Annotated in this window: 13 protein-coding genes; 11 read left to right on the top strand and 2 right to left on the bottom strand. The window is 62.0% G+C overall.

Annotated features, from left to right (window positions below; all coding sequences use genetic code 11):
• On the bottom strand, positions 1-3830 hold a 3830-nt coding region (locus tag GIW04_RS15555), incomplete at its 3' end, for a DUF4329 domain-containing protein (protein WP_236479040.1).
• A 256-nt stretch (positions 3831-4086) separates the two neighbouring features.
• On the opposite strand from GIW04_RS15555, the gene urtA reads away from it, so the two are divergent.
• The 11 genes from urtA (at position 4087) to ureC (ending at position 14138) form a co-directional block, all read left to right on the top strand.
• A complete protein-coding gene (gene urtA, locus GIW04_RS15550; RefSeq protein WP_003188149.1) occupies positions 4087-5352 on the top strand; it encodes an urea ABC transporter substrate-binding protein in 1266 nt (421 codons plus the stop codon).
• 97 nt (positions 5353-5449) lie between these two features.
• The gene (urtB, locus tag GIW04_RS15545) at positions 5450-6952 is read left to right on the top strand and encodes an urea ABC transporter permease subunit UrtB (protein ID WP_003188148.1); all 1503 of its coding nucleotides are present in this window, start codon (positions 5450-5452) and stop codon (positions 6950-6952) included.
• 53 nt (positions 6953-7005) lie between these two features.
• On the top strand, positions 7006-8019 hold the full coding sequence (gene urtC, locus GIW04_RS15540; protein ID WP_373874274.1) for an urea ABC transporter permease subunit UrtC: 1014 nt from the start codon (positions 7006-7008) through the stop codon (positions 8017-8019).
• Entirely contained in the window at positions 8016-8849 is an 834-nt protein-coding gene (urtD, locus tag GIW04_RS15535; RefSeq protein ID WP_014716710.1) for an urea ABC transporter ATP-binding protein UrtD, read from the top strand. Before urtC ends, urtD begins: the two co-directional genes overlap by 4 nt.
• Before the next feature lie 150 nt (positions 8850-8999).
• Positions 9000-9698: an urea ABC transporter ATP-binding subunit UrtE gene (gene urtE / locus GIW04_RS15530; RefSeq protein ID WP_003188142.1), complete on the top strand. Its 699-nt coding sequence runs from the start codon at positions 9000-9002 to the stop codon at positions 9696-9698.
• 30 nt (positions 9699-9728) lie between these two features.
• Positions 9729-10568: an urease accessory protein UreD gene (locus GIW04_RS15525; protein WP_120247954.1), complete on the top strand. Its 840-nt coding sequence runs from the start codon at positions 9729-9731 to the stop codon at positions 10566-10568.
• A gap of 92 nt (positions 10569-10660) precedes the next feature.
• Positions 10661-10963 (top strand): urease subunit gamma, encoded by a 303-nt coding sequence (gene ureA, locus GIW04_RS15520; protein WP_003171437.1) that lies wholly within the window; start codon positions 10661-10663, stop codon positions 10961-10963.
• A gap of 9 nt (positions 10964-10972) precedes the next feature.
• A complete protein-coding gene (locus GIW04_RS15515; RefSeq protein ID WP_003188138.1) occupies positions 10973-11485 on the top strand; it encodes a GNAT family N-acetyltransferase in 513 nt (170 codons plus the stop codon).
• Between the two features lie 5 nt (positions 11486-11490).
• Positions 11491-12024, top strand: coding sequence for a GNAT family N-acetyltransferase (locus GIW04_RS15510; RefSeq protein WP_003188137.1), 534 nt, complete (start codon positions 11491-11493; stop codon positions 12022-12024).
• Complete coding sequence (locus tag GIW04_RS15505) at positions 12021-12326, top strand: urease subunit beta (RefSeq protein ID WP_120247953.1); 306 nt, start codon at positions 12021-12023, stop codon at positions 12324-12326. Before GIW04_RS15510 ends, GIW04_RS15505 begins: the two co-directional genes overlap by 4 nt.
• A 111-nt stretch (positions 12327-12437) precedes the next feature.
• Entirely contained in the window at positions 12438-14138 is a 1701-nt protein-coding gene (gene ureC / locus GIW04_RS15500) for an urease subunit alpha (protein WP_003188133.1), read from the top strand.
• On the opposite strand, the gene GIW04_RS15495 is transcribed toward ureC, so the two are convergent.
• Complete coding sequence (locus GIW04_RS15495) at positions 14135-19108, bottom strand: dermonecrotic toxin domain-containing protein (protein ID WP_236479038.1); 4974 nt, start codon at positions 19106-19108, stop codon at positions 14135-14137. The two genes, ureC and GIW04_RS15495, sit on opposite strands and share 4 nt — an antisense overlap.
• Positions 19109-19390 lie beyond the last annotated feature (282 nt).

Genomic DNA, 19390 nt, shown 5'->3' with positions numbered 1-19390 from the left:
ACCCGCAGATCCCCCGCCGCCGCGATACGTTGGATATAGTCTGTCGGGCTCAACAAGCGCAGGCGCAGATTGACCGCATCGCTGTATGAGATACCCCGCGTATCGCGCGCGACAAACTTGAGCAAGGCGCCGTCAGCACAAGAAAAATACATCGGCAGCACCGAACGAGCTGTCGTGGCTTGCACCTGATGAAACGCACCGAGCAGTTCGGTGGGCGAGAACAACCCTCGGTAGACATCATCTCCCGTGCGCACACCTCCCGCTGGGTAAAAATCTGCCTGTTCAGGCACACAGATATACATGCCCGCCAAGCCGTAGCGATACGGATAGCCCGCACTGCTGAACACCCGGCGGCGAGCCAGTTTCGAACCGCCGTCACTCACCGGCAACGTCGCCACGTAGCCACCGTTATCCATCGACTTGAGGACGTACCCGAACATCAATTGCGAGCGCTGCGCCATCTGCCCGTGGACATGCCGCACGGCATCGTCGGCCTGGATGAACATCGGGCTGTACGCGGGCTCATGGCGCGCCTGGGCATACTGGCCGTCACTTTTGGCGGGCGTCGCAAAAGCGCTCCACCCGGACACGACGCCCGGCTCCCCCCACATCGCACTGCCCTGCACCACACTCAGGGTAAAACTGCGGGCAATACGGTTGACGTACTCCGACGGCGCCAGTTCCCCTGCCCGTATCTGGCGTTCCAGTGGCGCGGTCAGCCAGTCATGACGGCTTTTGGGGTGGGTGACCAGTTGTTGCTCGGTAATTTGCGGGTACTTGCCCCGCGGCTCGGGCCATAGGCAGGTCAGCGAACCGTCAGGCCCCAGCAGGTAGTGATACAGGCGCTTCTCACCAGCCTCCAAGGCATGAGCCAGCAAGCGGGTGGAAAACGTATTGCTGTATACAGAGGCTTCGGCCGCCGTCAGCAAAAACGGCCATTGGGACGCGGGCCTCGAGTGATAGCTGGCTACCACCGTGGTGCGTATGGGGTACTCCCCCCGCGTCACCAGCTCATCGGGGAAAATCCATTTGAGATCGAAGACTTCATCGGCAATCACCAAAGGCTCGGAGGCTACGAACCCGCCGTCATCGCGACGCAGGATAAGCCCGCCGTACGCCTGCAATTGCGTCACCGCAACACGCTGTCGCACGTAGCGGGCAGCGTCGTCCATCGACACAAAGACCGGGCTCAAGCGACGGCGTGACAGGTTCGCATACGGGTTCCATAACCTGCTGACCGCGCCAGTGCGGTCCCAACAAGGACTCTGCATCACCACACGCAGCTCGCCCGCCTCGGCGACCTTGCGAATAAACTTCAGCGGTTCAAGGGTGCCGCCCTTCAACTTGGCCTCGATCGTCTCCAGGCTGTCGCCCTCGCTTTGCGAGTCAAACAAGGACTTGGGCGATGACGAGCGATAGCACAGCAAAGCCCCCTGGGGTGTCGCGATATAGACCGCCGCGCCCAGAGCGGAGCCGCGTGTGATCAAGCGTGCCTGGGACACGGCGATGTCCAGGTGCGCAGGCAACATAAAGCAGCGCTCCAGCCAGGCCGTGGCACCATTGCCGGCCCATTGGTTGGTGTAATAAAGCGCCTCACACTCAAACCCCTCAGGCAGCTGATAAGTATCAGGGCCGGTACTCGCGTACAGGCTGGCAAGCGTCAGCATCGGTGATTGCAGGGTGATCGGCACACACTCGCTGGCCACGTAGTCATTGCGCGACGTGTGTTTAAGGATAAAACAGAAAAAATAGCGGTGTTGCTCCGGGTTGTAAGGTACTCGAGCGAGCGCATCCAAGGCCGCCGCGTCGGCGCTCTCAAACAGCGCGCCATGGCTCGGCTGCTCGGGACGCTGCCAGGCAATACTGCGCACGTACGGGCCCCAATCCAGTTCGATGGTCCCACTCGGCCCCCACAACGCATTGCCGATCACCACCCGCAAGGTGCCGGCCTCGGCCAGTTTGCGCACCACATCGGCGGGTTTCATCGTGCCATTGGCCAGGTTCTTGGCTATCTGGCTGATACCGCTGATGGCCTCGGCTTGCCAATGCAACACCCACTCGGCTGTCGTGTGCGCTGGCTGGTAGGCGATCAGGCAGTCCTCGGCGCCGGACAGATAAGCGGTTACCCCGGCCTGCAAAATCGGGTGTACGTCCTGGTCACGGAACATCTGCCCGTTGAGCTCGGCATCCTGACGCGTCCACTTGAGCGTCAACGCCTCGGCGGGGTCGGCCAGTGACAGGGCGATGCGCGAGCCGTAAAGCCCCTGCAACCGGCACCCGGCGTGCAGAATGATCGGCGCGCCTTGCCGGTCCTTCGGGTACAGCCCCGCAAAGGCGAACGGCCAGGGCCCAGTCGCCACAGGCTCGGTCGCCACATAACGACCATCTGCGCGTTGCAGGATCGTCCCGCCATACTCGCGATCACGCCGTGCGCCGATGCATTCGTGGGCATGACGGGCCGCATCATCGGCGCTGAGAAAGCCACGGCTCAAGCTGGGCAGGGCCACCAGGGAATAGGGTTTCCACTGTGCGTCGACCACGCCGGCACGGTCCCACAGGGCACTGGTTTTCTCGACGGTCAATTCCCCGGCTGCCGCCACCCGCAAGACGAACGCCCGGGTCAACAACGTACCGGCTTGCAAGGCCGCCTGCGTGCCGTTGTCACCCACTTCCCCCGTGCTCGAGCGGGTAAACAACGCAGTCTCCGCCGCCGAGCCTGAAAACCGATAGCGCAGGATCGCCTCGTCGCGCATGCGGATGTACAACGACACGCCCAGGGTACATTGGGCCCCCAGCGCATACTGCCGAAATTGCGCGATATGCGTGGCCAGCTCCAACGGGCTGACAAAGTTCTTATACAGCCAGGTATCCAGGTCAGGGTATTGGCCGGGCAAGGGCCGGGAGTGAAAGTAGATACCCAGCAGGTGAAGCCCTGTCGGCAACAGGGGCAACTGATCGCTGACGGTACTGGTGAGTTCCGGCTGCGCCGCGACAAACAACTCTTGCAGATCATGCTTGAGCAACAGCACCCGCTGCCGGGCGGTGGGAGCGCGCTGAATGCGCGACCAGGCATACGACAACGCCTGCTCAGCGCTGGTAAACACTGGCCCGCAGGGCAATGGCATCGCTGGCGCACTGAAGGGCTGATAGGGTTGCCAGTCGGCGGGAACATCCCCTGTCGAACTGCCCCAGGCAGCGCTGGATTGCACAAAGGTCAACCGGCCCACCGCAGCCAGCTTTTTGTAGATGCCTTCCAGCGTGCCGTCATGGGCATGGGGCGAGGACCATGGCCCATTGGTGTCCAGCCAGTGCACAAACCCGGTCTCGGCGGCGGAGTTGCTGGGTGTGTAGCGCAACAGCGCGCCATCTGGCCCCGAGAGATAAGCCTGGGTAAAACGCGCACGGTCCTGGTGATTGAAGTAAATGTCCGGCGTGGAATAAAAACTCATGAACGCCTGCATCTGCTGCAGCGTCCACTTGGGGTAAGTACGTTTTACAAAGTCCAGAGAACTGGGGTGAGAGTGCAGGCTCGCCACAATCTGGTAGCCCTCGGGGTTCACGAACTCGCCGGCCGCATGTTCGCGGTCCAGCAACAGATTCCAGTCGAACGTGGTGGGCTTGCCCGCGCGCGGTTCGCTGGCAACGTACAGGTTATCGCTCAGGCGCCGCAGAATGACACTGGCGTACTCCACCTCACGCTGGCTACCGATTTGCTCGTGAATATAACGCGCGGCATCGTCAGTGCTGATAAAGGCGGGGCTGAGCTGCCCCAGTTTGGCGTGGCCGCGAGGCAGTGCCGCGCGTTTGTCACGCGCAGCAGAATCGTCCATGAAAGCACCTGGATAGTCGAAAGAAGTGACCATCGTGGGATACCCGTGCGCCAAGCTTGCGCTGCATATTGCTCCCGGCGCCCTTTTTTGAGGCGCGTCATGCCTGCGTCCTCTCTTGCAGCGCCAGGCTGGTGCATAACCGCCGCTGCCTGGCCCTGAATCCCCGTTAAAACCGTTGCGGCAGGTCGCAGGCACAGCCTTTGCAAAGCGCTGTGTATCTGCCCCATAACAACTATTGGTTTACGGAGATCGCACCATGAAGCGTCGCAGCTTGATCAAGGCTTTCACTTTGTCGGCATCCATTGCTGCCATGGGTTTGACCTGGACCGTCCAGGCCGCCGAGACCATCAAGGTCGGCATCCTGCACTCGTTGTCCGGGACCATGGCGATCTCCGAAACCTCGCTTAAAGACATGGCGCTGATGACCATCGACGAGATCAACGCCAAAGGCGGGGTGAACGGCAAGATGCTCGAACCGGTGGTGGTGGACCCGGCGTCCAACTGGCCGCTGTTCGCCGAGAAAGGCCGGCAACTGCTGACCCAGGACAAGGTGGCCGTGGTGTTCGGCTGCTGGACCTCGGTGTCGCGTAAATCGGTGTTGCCGGTGTTTGAAGAACTCAACGGCTTGCTGTTCTACCCGGTGCAGTACGAAGGCGAAGAGATGTCGCCGAACGTGTTCTATACCGGTGCGGCGCCGAACCAGCAGGCGATCCCGGCGGTGGAATACCTGATGAGCGAAGAAGGCGGCAGCGCCAAGCGCTTCTTCCTGCTCGGCACCGACTACGTGTACCCGCGCACCACCAACAAGATCCTGCGCTCGTTCCTGCATTCCAAAGGCGTGGCGGATAAAGACATCGAAGAGGTGTACACCCCGTTCGGCCACGCCGATTACCAGACCATCGTCGCCAACATCAAGAAGTTCTCCGCCGGTGGCAAGACGGCTGTGGTCTCCACCGTCAATGGCGACTCCAATGTGCCCTTCTACAAAGAACTGGCCAACCAGGGCCTGAAAGCCACCGAGGTACCGGTGGTGGCGTTCTCGGTGGGTGAAGAAGAACTGCGTGGCATCGACACCAAACCGTTGGTGGGCAACCTCGCGGCCTGGAACTACTTCCAGTCGGTGGAGAACCCGGTGAACCAGAAGTTCGTGGCCGACTGGAAAGCCTATGCCAAGAAACACAACCTGCCGGGCGCCGACAAAGCCGTGACCAACGACCCGATGGAAGCCACCTATGTGGGCATTCATATGTGGGCGCAGGCGGCGGAAAAAGCCAAATCCACCGACGTCGACAAAGTGCGTGAAGCCCTGGGCGGCCAGACCTTCGCCGCGCCGTCGGGCTTCACCCTGACCATGGACAAGACCAACCACCACCTGCACAAGCCAGTGATGATCGGTGAGATCCAGGCCGACGGGCAGTTCTCGGTGGTGTGGCAGACCGAAGCGCCGATTCGTGCACAGCCGTGGAGCCCTTACATTCCGGGCAATGACAAAAAACCGGACTATGCCGTGAAGAGCAACTAACGCCCCCACAGCTCGAATGTGGGACATGGTCACTGTGGGAGCTGGCTCCCACACAGCCTGCTCCCACACTGTCCCCGCATGACCAGGACATTTTTATATGCCCACTGCCCTCCACCGCCTCATCCTCGCCCTGCTGCTGTTGCTGCCCTTGGGCGCACACGCCAGCGACGCCGAAGACTTCCTTGCCGCCAACCCGGTGCAGCAAGCCAAACTCCTGCAGGACTGGGCCGCCAACCCCGACCCTGCGCGTATCGAGTTGGTCGATGCCCTTGAGCAAGGCCAACTCACGCTCAACGGCGAAACCAAGACCGTGCGTCTGAACAACCGCCTGCGCGGCTTGATCAATAACGTGCAAGCCAGCCTGCAACTGCTCGCCGCCGACCCCAAGGTGCGCCTGGACGCAGCGCGCACCCTGCAAAAAAGCGCGGTGCCTGCACAACTGAAATTCCTCGACCAGCAGGTCGCCGCCGAGACGGATGAACAGGTGCACAGCGCCCTCAGCCTGGCCCTGGCCAACCTGCAACTGGTCGATCCCGACCCGGTGGTGCGCCTGGCGGCCGTGCGCTTGCTCGGCAGCACCGGCGACCCGCTGGCCCGCACGCGCCTTGAAGCGCTGCTGGCGCCAGGCGTGGAAGCCGATGCCGCCGTGCACACCGCCGCTGAAACCAGCCTGGCTCAGGTCAAACGCAAACTGATGATGGGTGAGATCCTTGGCCAGGCGTTCAGCGGTATGTCCCTGGGCTCGATTTTGCTGTTGGCGGCCCTGGGCCTGGCGATCACCTTCGGCTTGCTCGGCGTGATCAACATGGCCCACGGCGAGATGCTGATGCTCGGCGCCTACTCCACCTATGTGGTGCAGTTGATGATGCAGCGCTATGTGCCCCAGGCCATCGAGTTCTACCCGTTGATCGCGTTGCCGGTGGCGTTCTTTGTCACTGCGGCCATCGGCATGGCCCTGGAACGCACAGTCATCCGTCACTTGTATGGCCGCCCACTGGAAACCCTGCTCGCCACCTGGGGCATCAGCCTGATGCTGATCCAGCTGGTGCGCCTGGTGTTCGGCGCGCAGAACGTCGAAGTGTCGAACCCGGCCTGGCTGTCCGGCGGCATCCAGGTATTGCCCAACCTGGTGCTGCCGTACAACCGCATCGTGATCATTGCCTTCGCGCTGTTCGTGGTGGTGCTCACCTGGCTGCTGCTGAACAAGACGCGCCTGGGCCTGAACGTGCGCGCCGTCACCCAGAACCGCAACATGGCCGCCTGCTGCGGCGTGCCCACCGGGCGCGTGGACATGCTCGCCTTTGGCCTCGGTTCCGGCATCGCGGGCCTTGGCGGCGTGGCGCTGAGCCAGATCGGCAACGTCGGCCCGGACCTGGGCCAGAGCTACATCATCGACTCGTTCCTGGTGGTGGTGCTCGGCGGCGTGGGCCAGCTGGCCGGCAGTGTCATGGCCGCCTTTGGCCTGGGGATCGCCAACAAGATTCTCGAACCCCAGATCGGCGCCGTGCTCGGCAAGATCCTGATCCTCGCGCTGATCATTCTGTTTATCCAGAAACGCCCGCAAGGACTCTTCGCACTGAAAGGACGGGTGATCGACTGATGAACCAGCCATTGATGCTTACGGCCACGCAAAAGGCCGGCCCCAAAGTCACGATGGCGGTAGGTGCAGTCATCCTGCTCCTGCTGCTGGCGTTGCCCCTGTGTTCGCTATTGTCTGCGGACAACCCGCTGCATGTGTCGGCCTACACCTTGACCCTGGTGGGCAAGATTCTCTGCTACGCCATCGTCGCCCTGGCGCTGGACCTGGTGTGGGGTTACGCCGGGATGTTGTCCCTGGGCCACGGTTTGTTCTTCGCCTTGGGCGGCTACGCCATGGGCATGTACTTGATGCGCCAGGCGTCCGGGGATGAGTTGCCGGCGTTCATGACCTTCTTGTCCTGGACCGAATTGCCCTGGTACTGGGCCGGCACCGACCATTTCCTGTGGGCGTTGTGCCTGGTGGTACTGGCCCCCGGTGTGCTGGCGTTGGTGTTCGGTTTCTTCGCCTTCCGCTCGCGGATCAAGGGTGTGTATTTCTCGATCATGACCCAGGCCCTGACATTCGCCGGGATGCTGTTGTTCTTTCGCAACGAGACCGGGTTCGGCGGCAACAACGGCTTTACCAACTTCCGCAGCATCTTAGGTTTTGGCATCACTGAACCGGGCACGCGGGCGGTGTTGTTTATCGCCACGGTGCTGTTGCTGGTGGCCAGCCTCTACATCGGCTGGCGCCTGGCGAAGAGCAAGTTCGGGCGTGTGCTCACCGCCCTGCGCGATGCCGAGAACCGCCTGATGTTCTGCGGTTACGACCCGCGCGGTTTCAAGCTGTTCGTGTGGGTATTGAGCGCGGTGTTGTGCGGCCTTGCCGGCGCGCTGTATGTGCCGCAGGTGGGCATCATCAACCCCAGCGAAATGTCACCGACCAACTCCATCGAAGCCGCCGTGTGGGTAGCGCTGGGCGGGCGGGGCACCTTGATCGGGCCGTTGCTCGGCGCCGGTGTGGTCAATGGCATGAAGAGCTGGTTCACCGTGGCCTTCCCCGAGTACTGGCTGTTCTTCCTGGGGGCGCTGTTCATCATCGTCACCCTGTACCTGCCCAAGGGCGTTATCGGCCTGCTGAAGAAATGAGGAACGTCATGCTTGAACCTATTTTCGACGCAGGCAGCGGCCGCGATGCGATTGGCATCGGCCAGGTCGCGGGCAAAGGGCTCAACACCCGTCACGGCACCATTCTGACCCTGGAAGATATCAGCGTCAGCTTTGACGGTTTCAAGGCCCTCAACGACCTGAACCTGTACATCGGCGTCGGCGAGTTGCGCTGCATCATCGGCCCCAACGGTGCGGGCAAGACCACGCTGATGGACGTGATCACCGGCAAGACCCGGCCCAGCCACGGCAAGGCCTGGTTTGGCGAAACCCTGGACCTGACCCGCATGAGCGAAGTGCAGATCGCCCAGGCCGGCATCGGGCGCAAGTTCCAGAAGCCCACGGTGTTCGAAGCCTTGAGCGTGTTCGAAAACCTGGAGCTGGCGCAGAAGACCGACAAGTCGGTGTGGGCCAGCCTGCGAGCGCGCCTCAACGGTGAGCAGAAGGACCGCATCGAAGAAGTGCTCGACACCATCCGCCTCACCGCTTCCGTGCATCGCCCCGCCGGTTTGCTGTCCCACGGCCAGAAGCAGTTCCTGGAAATCGGCATGCTGCTGATGCAAGACCCGCAACTGTTGCTGCTCGATGAACCGGTGGCAGGCATGACCGACGCCGAGACCGAGTTCACCGCCGAACTGTTCAAGCGCCTGGCCGGCAAGCACTCGTTGATGGTGGTGGAACACGACATGGGGTTTGTCGGCTCGATTGCCGACCACGTGACCGTGTTGCACCAGGGCAGCGTGCTGGCCGAAGGGTCGCTGGAACAGGTGCAGGAAAACGAGCGGGTGATCGAGGTTTACCTCGGCCGCTAACGCTGACACGAACGGCTGATCGTTCCCACGCTCCGCGTGGGAATGCCACGCTGGACGCTCCGCGTCCCGCTGCGCAACGGTGACGCAGAGCGTCACGGTATGTATTCCCACGCAGAGCGTGGGAACGATCACATTGAGGAGGTTTTGAGAATGCTGCAAGTCGACAAGCTGCACCAGTATTACGGCGGTAGCCATATTCTGCGCGGGCTGTCCTTCGACGTGAAGATCGGCGAAGTCACCTGCCTGCTCGGGCGTAACGGCGTGGGCAAGACCACCCTGCTCAAGTGCCTGATGGGCCTGTTGCCGGCCAAGGAAGGTGCAGTGAACTGGGAAGGCAAGGCCATCACCGGCTTCAAGCCGCACCAGCGTGTGCATGCCGGCATCGCCTACGTGCCCCAGGGCCGGGAGATATTCGGGCGGCTGACCGTGGAAGAAAACCTGCTGATGGGCCTGTCGCGCTTCCCCGGTTCCGAAGCCAAGGAAGTGCCGGCCTTCATCTACGATCTGTTCCCGGTGTTGCTGCAAATGAAGCATCGGCGCGGCGGTGACTTGTCCGGCGGGCAGCAGCAACAGTTGGCGATTGGCCGCGCCCTGGCCAGCCGCCCGCGCTTGTTGATCCTAGATGAGCCCACCGAAGGCATCCAGCCGTCGGTGATCAAGGAAATCGGCGCGGTGATCAAGAAGCTCGCGGAGCGCGGCGATATGGCGATCCTGTTGGTGGAGCAGTTCTATGACTTTGCCGCTGAACTGGCTGACCAGTACCTGGTGATGTCCCGTGGGGAAATCGTGCAGCAGGGCCGTGGTGAAAATATGGAAAGCGAGGGTGTGCGTGGGCTGGTAACCATCTAATCTGTAGCCTCCTAACGATAAGCACACACCATGAACCTGCCCGTTACCCCTGCCCTGTTCACCCCCAGCTGGCACGCCGAGCTGGAACTCGGCTATGCGCGTGTCAAAGACACCACACGCCCGGTACTGCGCCGCCACCTGGGCCCGCTACGGGTGCAAAAGCACCTGTACGCCGAAGGCCCCGAGGTGTGCCAGCACATCATCGTGCACCCACCCGGCGGGATTGCCGGTGGCGATCGCCTGGACATCAGCGCCCATGTCGGCACAGGAGCCTGGGCACAACTGACCAGCCCCGGCGCCGCCAAGTGGTACCGCGCCAGCGGCCCGGCGTTTCAACAACTGGAACTGACCGTGGAAGCCGGCGCGACCCTGGAATGGCTGCCCCAGGAAACCATCGTGTTCAGCGCCGCCCAGGCCGAACTCACCACGCGAGTCGAGCTGTTTGGCGATGCGCGGTTGTTCTATTGGGATGTGGTCGCCCTGGGCCGCCCGGCCAGTGGCGAACGGTTCGACCTGGGCCACTTTCAATCGCACCTGGACATTCGCCGCGACGGCCAGTTGCTCTGGCACGAGCGCCAGCGCATTGTGGGCGCCGATGGGTTGCTGGATTCGCCTATCGGGCTGGATGGGCAGCCGGTGTTTGCCACATTGTTGGTGACCGGTGAGATCGAACCTGAATTATTGGAACAATGCCGCTCACTGCCCCACGCGGTGCGCGGTGACCTGACCCAACTGCCCGGCTTGCTGGTGGCGCGGTGCCTGGCCAGTGAAGCGCTGCTGGCGCGGGGGTGGTTGATTGATTTATGGCGGCTTTTGCGACCGGCCGTACTCGGCAGGGAAGCGATATCACCAAGAATCTGGAGCACATGAAGATCAAACTGTGGAGCCAGCTCCCACATAAATCAGCTTCACATGGGATCTTCTATGTATTTAAGAATGAATTTTATGAAGGACCCTGAACCATGGACCTGACCCCTCGGGAAAAAGACAAACTGCTGATCTTCACCGCAGGCCTGGTCGCCGAACGGCGCCTGGCGCGCGGGGTGAAGCTCAACTACCCGGAGACCATCGCCTATATCTCCGCCGCCCTGATGGAAGGCGCCCGCGATGGCCGCACGGTGGCCGACCTGATGCACTACGGCACCACCCTGCTCAGCCGCGAACAAGTGATGGAAGGCATCCCGGAAATGATCCCGGATATCCAGGTGGAAGCTACATTCCCCGACGGCACCAAGCTGGTCACCGTCCACCAGCCCATTGCCTGAGGCGCGGCCATGATTCGTGATGCAACCGAACACGACCTGCCGGCGATTCGCGCCATCTACAACGATGCGGTGTTGAACACCACGGCGATCTGGAACGAGCAACCGGTGGACTTGGCTAACCGCCAGGCCTGGTTCAGTGCGCGCCAGGCCCAGGGCTATCCGATCCTGGTAGCCGTGGAAAATGACGAGGTCACCGGCTACGCCTCGTTCGGCGACTGGCGCCCCTTCGAAGGCTTTCGCTACAGCGTCGAGCACTCGGTATATGTGCGCAACGACCAGCGCGGCAAAGGCCTCGGTCCAGGGCTGATGGCGGCGTTGATCGAGCGCGCTCGCACCTGTGGCAAACATGTGATGGTCGCGGCCATCGAAAGCGGCAACCTGGCCTCGATCCGCCTGCACGAACGCCTGGGTTTTATCACCACCGGGCAAATGCCCCAGGTGGGTATCAAGTTTGGCCGCTGGCTCGACCTGACCTTTATGCAACTGACCTTGAACCCGGGCGCACAACCGCCCAAGGAGTGACATCGATGAGCGCTGCACAACTGCGTCGAGTCAATGCGGAAAGCTTTGCCCATTACCGCCGGGGCTTGATCGAGCTGTTGCTGGACGCGGTGCAGCATGGCGCTTCGGTGGGCTTCATGGCCGACTTCGATGAGGCCCAGGCCCGGGACTACCTGAGCAGCGTGCAAGCCGGTGTCGAGGACAGCAGCCTGCTGCTGTGGGTGGTGGTGCGCGACGAGCAGGTGATCGCCAGCGTGCAATTGGCGCTGTGCCAGAAAGCCAACGGCCTGAACCGCGCCGAGGTGCAGAAGTTGCTGGTGCACAGCAGCGCCCGTCGCCATGGCCTGGGCCAGCAATTGATGAATACCCTGGAACTCGCCGCGCGCCAGCACAAGCGTGGCCTGTTGTACCTGGACACCGAGGCCGGCTCCGGCGCCGAAGCCTTTTACCAGTCGCTGCGCTACACCAAGATCGGTGAGCTGCCCGACTATTGCCAAAGCCCGGACGGGCGCTACAGCCCGACCGCCATCTACTTCAAGACCCTGGGGCAACCTGCATGATTCCTGGTGAATATCAGATCCAGCCTGGCGAGATCGAACTGAATGTCGGCCGCCGCACCGTCACCCTCGGCGTAGCCAACAGCGGCGACCGGCCGATCCAGGTGGGCTCGCATTACCACTTTTTCGAGACCAATGACGCGCTGGAATTCGACCGAGCGGCCAGCCGTGGCATGCGCCTTAATATTCCGGCGGGCACGGCGGTGCGGTTTGAGCCGGGGCAGCGTCGGGAGGTGGAGTTGGTGGAGTTGAGTGGTGCAAGGCGGGTATTTGGGTTTGCAGGGCGGGTCATGGGCGACCTTTAGGGCCTCATCGCAGGCAAGCCAGCTCCCACAGTTGGAATGCATTCCCCTGTGGGAGCTGGCTTGCCTGCGATAGCGATTTCACATTCAACACCTATTGTTCAGGGCACACACATGAAAATCACCCGCCAAGCCTACGCCGACATGTACGGCCCCACCGTCGGAGACAAGGTGCGCCTGGCCGACACCGAGTTGTTCGTCGAAGTCGAGCAGGACTTCACCATCTACGGCGAAGAGGTCAAATTCGGCGGCGGCAAGGTAATCCGCGACGGCCAGGGCCAGAGCCAATTGCTCGCCCATGAAGTGGTCGACACGCTGATCACCAACGCATTGATCATCGACCACTGGGGCATCGTCAAGGCAGACGTTGGCTTGAAGAATGGCCGCATCCACGCGATTGGCAAAGCCGGTAACCCGGACATCCAGCCCGGCGTGACCATGGCCATCGGCGCCAGCACCGAAGTGATCGCCGGGGAAGGCATGATCCTCACCGCCGGCGGCATCGACTCCCACGTGCATTTCATTTGCCCACAGCAGATCGAAGAGGCCCTGACCAGCGGCGTCACCACCATGATCGGCGGCGGCACGGGGCCGGCCACCGGCACCAATGCCACCACCTGCACCTCCGGCCCGTGGCACCTTGCGCGGATGCTGCAGGCCAGCGATTCGTTCCCGATGAACATTGGCTTTACCGGCAAGGGCAACGCCAGTTTGCCCGAGCCGCTGATCGAGCAGGTCAAGGCCGGTGCTATCGGCTTGAAGCTGCACGAAGACTGGGGCACCACGCCCGCCAGCATCGACAACTGCCTGAGCGTCGCTGACCAATATGACGTGCAGGTGGCGATCCACAGCGACACCCTCAATGAGTCCGGCTTTGTCGAAACCACCCTCGCCGCGCTCAAGGGCCGCACCATCCACACCTACCACACCGAAGGCGCCGGTGGCGGGCATGCGCCGGATATCATCAAGGCCTGCGGTTTCCCCAATGTGCTGCCCAGCTCCACCAACCCGACGCGGCCGTTCACGCGTAATACCATCGACGAACACCTGGACATGTTGATGGTGTGTCACCATCTGGACCCGAGCATTGCCGAAGACGTGGCCTTCGCCGAAAGCCGCATCCGCCGCGAAACCATCGCCGCCGAAGACATCCTGCACGACCTCGGCGCGTTCTCGATGATCAGCTCCGACAGCCAGGCCATGGGCCGTGTCGGTGAGGTGATCACGCGCACCTGGCAGACCGCCGACAAGATGAAAAAACAGCGTGGCCCTCTGCCGGGCGATGGCCCGGGCAACGATAACTTCCGCGCCAAACGCTACATCGCCAAGTACACCATCAACCCGGCGATCACCCACGGTATCAGCCATATCGTCGGCTCCATCGAAGTCGGCAAATGGGCCGACCTGGTGCTGTGGCGGCCGGCTTTTTTCGGCATCAAGCCCACGCTGATTCTCAAGGGCGGCGCCATTGCTTCGAGCCTGATGGGCGACGCCAACGCCTCGATCCCGACGCCGCAGCCGGTGCATTACCGCCCCATGTTCGCCAGCTTCGGCAGCTCCCTGCACGCCACCAGCCTGACGTTTATCAGCCAGGCCGCGCAGGCGGCCGGACTGCCCGAGGCCCTGGGCCTGAAGAAGCAGATCGCGGTGGTCAAGGGTTGCCGCGATGTGCAGAAAACCGACCTGATCCACAACGATTACCTGCCGGATATCGAGGTTGACCCGCAAACCTATCAGGTCAAGGCTGACGGTCAGTTGCTGTGGTGCGAACCGGCCGAGGTGTTGCCGATGGCCCAGCGGTACTTCCTGTTCTAGAGAATGGCGCTGATCGCTTGATCGGTCAGCGTCTGGTTCAAGGTGATCAGGTCGGCATTGATGCGGCCAAAGGTGTCATCGTAGTCTTGCTGGGACATCAACTGCCCCGGTTCACTTTCCGAAGCCGATCGGCCCAGGCGCCGGGCCGCCTGGCTGATGGTTTGACGCAGGGCCTGCCTCGCTCTCTCGGGGAGGTGGGCAGCGGCGGCCCATTGTGCCTGCGCGGCCTGATAGTCGATCAGTGCATCGAACTTTGCGGCAATCGGCGCGTAGTCAGCGGAATGAGCGCGCTGCAGAAAGTCGGTCCACATCGGTTGCTCCAGCAGGTTGCCACGCAGCAGTTCGCCTTGGTCCAGCAGTTGTACGCGGTTGAATGCCGTCTCGACCATGGGCGCCGTCACATAATCCTCGCGGAACATCATGCTCCGCGATTGCCAGGGCAGGTCCAGGCGGGTTGCCAGTGGCGTTGTGTACGCCAGGTAGATCTCGACTTCGTCGATATCGGCGATCACATTGCCGTGGGCATCGTAATGATCGACGCGTGCGCCTTGCGCGTCGTACTCCGGAAACTTGACGCCGTCGGCCTGCAGTTGGGACACGCGCTCATGGGCGATACGGCCCAACTCATCGAGCCGCCACTTGCCCCTGGCCAGGTTGAAGACAGCCTTGCGCACGGAGGCCACATCCTCGCTGAAGTACGCCGACCAATGCAGCACGGCAACGCCCATCGCATTGAACATCTGGGCTCCGGCGTCCACGCAGGCTGCGGGGTCCCTGGCCATCAGGAACAGTTGCTCGCGCAACTGGGCATCCTCGCCCATGGCCTCGAGCATGCGCCAGACCTTCGCTGTCAGCTCTGGCAACCACACACCGCTAGCGGCTGTCGCATCCCCCGAACGCCTGACGGCACGAAGAAGATTGAAAAAACCCTCGGAGCCAAACGACTCTTCCAACATGTCCCACAACACTTGCCTGGAGGGCCACTCCTGCGCCGAATAACCGGTTTTCCACTGCTGGCTGTCCAGCGCCCCTCTCTTGGGCAACTGGCGATCCGGATCGCGGCCAGCGGCCTCGATGTACCGCTTGAATTGAGCAAGCAGCTCAGGCGTCAGCTCTTCACGGGTGAGGAAGGTTTTCGCCACAATCAGTGCCTTATCCGAGCCCGGCGCGAACTCGGGAATCCGCGCTATTGGGTTCTGCCGCATATCCAGAATGAAATTTTCCGGCCTGGGCACACGGAACACACTGGCAGGCCACTCCTCCAGGCTTGTGTCATTAAGCAGCAAGGTCTGTAAGCGCGGCATGCGCCCGACATCGGGTGGCAAGCCGAGTGGGTTCATGTCCAAAAACAACTCCTTGAGATGCACCCGATCTTTCAAGCGCAGGACGTCTTCAGGCGTCAGGACAATATCGTTGCCGCCCAAATGCAAGCGCTGCAGATGCGGCATGTGTTCGATGGCGGACGGCAGGCGTGTCAGTTGAGCAGCCTCGATCCCCAATCGACGCAGCCCGCGAAAGTTCGCGAGCAATGGCTGCACGTCCGCATCCGCCAGCTCCGAGCCTGCGGTTCCGACAATGCCCAGGTAACTGACATGGTCGAAGTCTGCGGTCAGCGCGGGCAAGGTCCGTAACTGCTGCGCCAGGTCCTCTTCCAACCATTCGATTTTCTGCCCCAAGAGCCGCCCACTTCTGTCGTAGTGCCGTGGGCCAACCTTTCGCCAGGCGTCATCCAGCGCTGCATAAATCTTGCGCCTGGCCCTTAGCATCTTGCGATGCTGTTCACCAAACGCCTCCATGCCCTCGGGTTGTGTGCTCAGCCATTTATGCAAGGTGGATTGCAGGGTCTTGTGCTCTTGCTCCAGCGCGCGCAGCCAGCTCAGATCCAGCGCGCCGCGCTCGTTGATCATGGCGAGCATTTCGTCCCGGGTGATCTCCGGGTACAGGCTGCGAATCCGTTCCCGTGTGATCCTCTCCCAATCAGTGCCACCCCGCCCGCTCAATGGATAGCCGCGACGCTCACCCGGCAACACGCTCGGCGGTCGAAAAAACGCCAGTTTTTCCGGCGACATGCCCAAGGCTTTGCGCAACGGTACTCGGCCTATTGCATGCTGCTTGATCAACCCCTTCAATTGCTCACCCTGGCCGACGTGGGGCACGCCAATCGCGTTGCGATGGGCATCGGTCAACGCATGCTGCAAAGCACCATAGAAACCATTGAGCCCATGCAGGTGCTGGCCGCGCTCATCAAAGGCTTGGTAGCGCCCATCCTCCACGCGCACCAGCACCTTGCGATTGCTCGCCTCCAGAGGGCCAAAGCTGGCGCGCAGCGGGCCTTCAAGCCGGCCTTCGCGAACTTCCAGACGCAGATTGTCCGACCAGCCGGGAAGCGCCGCCAGTGTGTTGAGGGCCAGGGTTTCGGTGTCTGGGCCGGCCAACGCGTCGAGGTACAAGCCTTCATACGCGAGGGTCAGGCGCATTTGCTGCTGCGCCCGGCGCGCCTTTTCAGCGAGCCGCAGGGGAATGCGCTTGGCGCGGTTCATCGTGTCGCGCTCGCTCGGCGTCGCGTCCACCAGCACTTCGCGCGCCAAAATCGTCGGCACGCCACTGAAGTCGCGCTGGATCAGCATAATCGCGGTGTCGGAGGGTGGCTGCTGCTCGACGTAGATACTCTTCATCAACCGCTCGCGCACCTCGATGGCCCTTTGTTCGAGTTTCAATCTCAGGGCCTCGGTTCTCGCCTCGGGTGTGCGGGCGGTGTAACTGCCCACCAGAGCATCGCGCTGAGGTTCGCTGAGCGCTTCGATAATGCGTATGGGCAACTGGCCGCTCATCAAATCGGCGCGGTGGACCTGCACGGTGTCCGCCGCCGCGGCCTGCTGATTACCGTATTTGATCGACGGCCCGCTCAACTCGGTGCCGGCAAATGCCTCGATCGCCTTGCTCGCTGGCCATCCCGGCAACTCCACCGCCAGGGATGCGGCATAGCTGCACAGTGCGCTGCTGAGCGAGCCCTGGCGAATGCCGTCGGCGACGTTCACCGCATCGCGATACGCCCTGAACTGGCGCAGGGTGTCGAGCAGGATCGCCGGTACCGCCTCGCCTTCCACATGCACGCGGCGCAGCACGTCCTCACTCACAGCCGCCACGCTGCGCGCCTGCTCCAACTCGGCATCGCTGAAGCCGTCCGTCACCGGGCCCAATCGCCGCATCAACGTAGCGCCTTCCCAGGTGTGCGGGCGTTCCACTTCATGGTTCCACAGGCCAGCGCTGTTGCTCTTCAATATCGGTTGATAGGCCTCGGCGCGTGTGGGATGGAGGATGCGGTATTGCTCGGTCAGCGGGTCTTGTTGCACGGCATAGCGTTTACCCTCCAATGGCAGCACGGTTTGGCCGTTGTGCCGGTGCAGGCCCTGCTCATCCGCCGCCACCGCTGGTAACGAAGAGGAGTGCTCGTAGGCCGACAGGTCGGGATTCCACAGCCGGGTCTTGCCACTGGGCAAGGTGACAGCCTTGAGCTGCTCGATAAACGGCGAGACGGTAAAATGAAACACCGCCGCCTGTGCGGCCAGCGTCGCCAGGTTTTCCACCACATCGGTAATGTGCGCCCAGCCCGCTTCACGGTCGCCTTCGCTCAGCTCGATGACACCTTCGATGACTTCGTAAAGTAGTTGCCCGGCCATCGCCACAGCCATCACCACACCCAGCGGCGGCACCGCCATGGCCACCAGGTTCAGGCCGAACAGGCCGATACTCAGGTAATGCGCAGCGCGCAGTGAACGCGAGGCCTCATCGACATCGGCGGTGCTCACCGCACGATGCCGGGCGTTCTCGAACAGCCGCGTACGCAGGCTGCCCAGGCGATAGGTCCACAGGTCTGCAACTTGCCATAGGTCCGTCAGGGTGTGGGCGCGAATGTCGAATTCAGGGGCAGTGGCATGCACGCGCACGTAGGGCTGGGGTTCGCCCAGTGCCGAAGGCGTGGCAAAGGACGGAGAAGTCAGCAAGCGCCCCCACTCCGATCGCAAGGCCTGTGCACCAAACGGCTGGGGAGGTGCGTCCAGCACCAGTTCGGTCAGTCGTTTGTAGTAGTAGGCGCGGTCTTTGTCGGCAACGAACCGGGCAAAAAAATGCTGGTTCGGCGTAGCCTTCCAGCCTTGGGAGCGGTCAGCTTGCTGGGTGGTTTTCGCGCTCAGGCGCTCGGTCAAATCATTGCGAAAGTCATTGAAGCTTTCATAACGCTTGATGGGATGGTCGGGGTCATCGGGAATATAGACGATGACCCAGCAGGTGTAGCCAGGCTTGGCGCAAGTGTCGATGACCAGGCAATCGTGCACATGCAGGTTCATCAGGCTCAGGCTGCGATACCCGATGGGCTTACCGTCGCTGAGAATATGTTTTTCCCCGGCCGCCACCCGCATCAGCAGCGCGTGGTCGCTGTCGCCAATGTCGCCTTTGAGCAACGCCAGGTACGCCGCCGCCTTGAAGGCGGCTTTCTGATGCCGGACGTAACGTTCGCGCAGTTCGGCTTGGGATTTGGCGTCGTCAGGTTTCAACTGTGCCTTGAGGTGAGCCTGGTACTGCTTGCCCAGGTCCAGGTCTCGGCACAGCTGGGTGAACGCATGAATCTTCAGGGTCGTGGTGTGGCGCTCGAAATGATCGCGCACGTCCGGTTGGGTAATGAAACCTGAGGCGCTGTTGAAATAGCCCTCTCGAGTCTCCCGTTGCTCAAAGTTGCCGAGGGCAGCGTGCAGCAGGGAGAACGTTTTGACCCTGAAGCCACCGGTCTTCACGCCAAAGGCATCTTCGACCGGTACATACAGGCGCAACCAGGTTTGATTGACGTCCAGCTCATGGCCGATAGCCTTTAGCTTGGCTTCCAGCAAGGGTTGGGCAAACGCTTGCTCCGAGCGTATGTGACTGAAGGTTTTCTCCAGCTCGTTGAGCGAATCGCAACGGGCATCCAGCAGCACTTTGAGCTGATCTTTACGGGCTTGGGAAGCGGCGTCATACCAGCGGGGAATGGCCGGCGGCGTATCTTTGAGGGCCTTGCGGCGGGAGGGCGAACTGTTGACCAGGCAAGTGGGAATCGCCTGTTTGATCAGCTCGTAATGTTGGCCCTGCTCACCGGGAAGCGGAGTGGCGGGGGGGGGGGGCTGGAAGAGCGGGGACTTTTTTTTTTTTACAATTCCCCGGCCCCCCGGCGAGTGGTGGGGGTTGTTTTTTGCTCTTCTTGTTTTATAAAAAAAAACACG

The sequence above is a fragment of the Pseudomonas sp. PA-4-8C genome (genome assembly GCF_021606625.1).
GTDB lineage: Bacteria > Pseudomonadota > Gammaproteobacteria > Pseudomonadales > Pseudomonadaceae > Aquipseudomonas > Aquipseudomonas lactis.
Note: the sequence above shows the minus strand (reverse complement) of the source record. Positions and strands in the feature narration are given on the sequence as shown.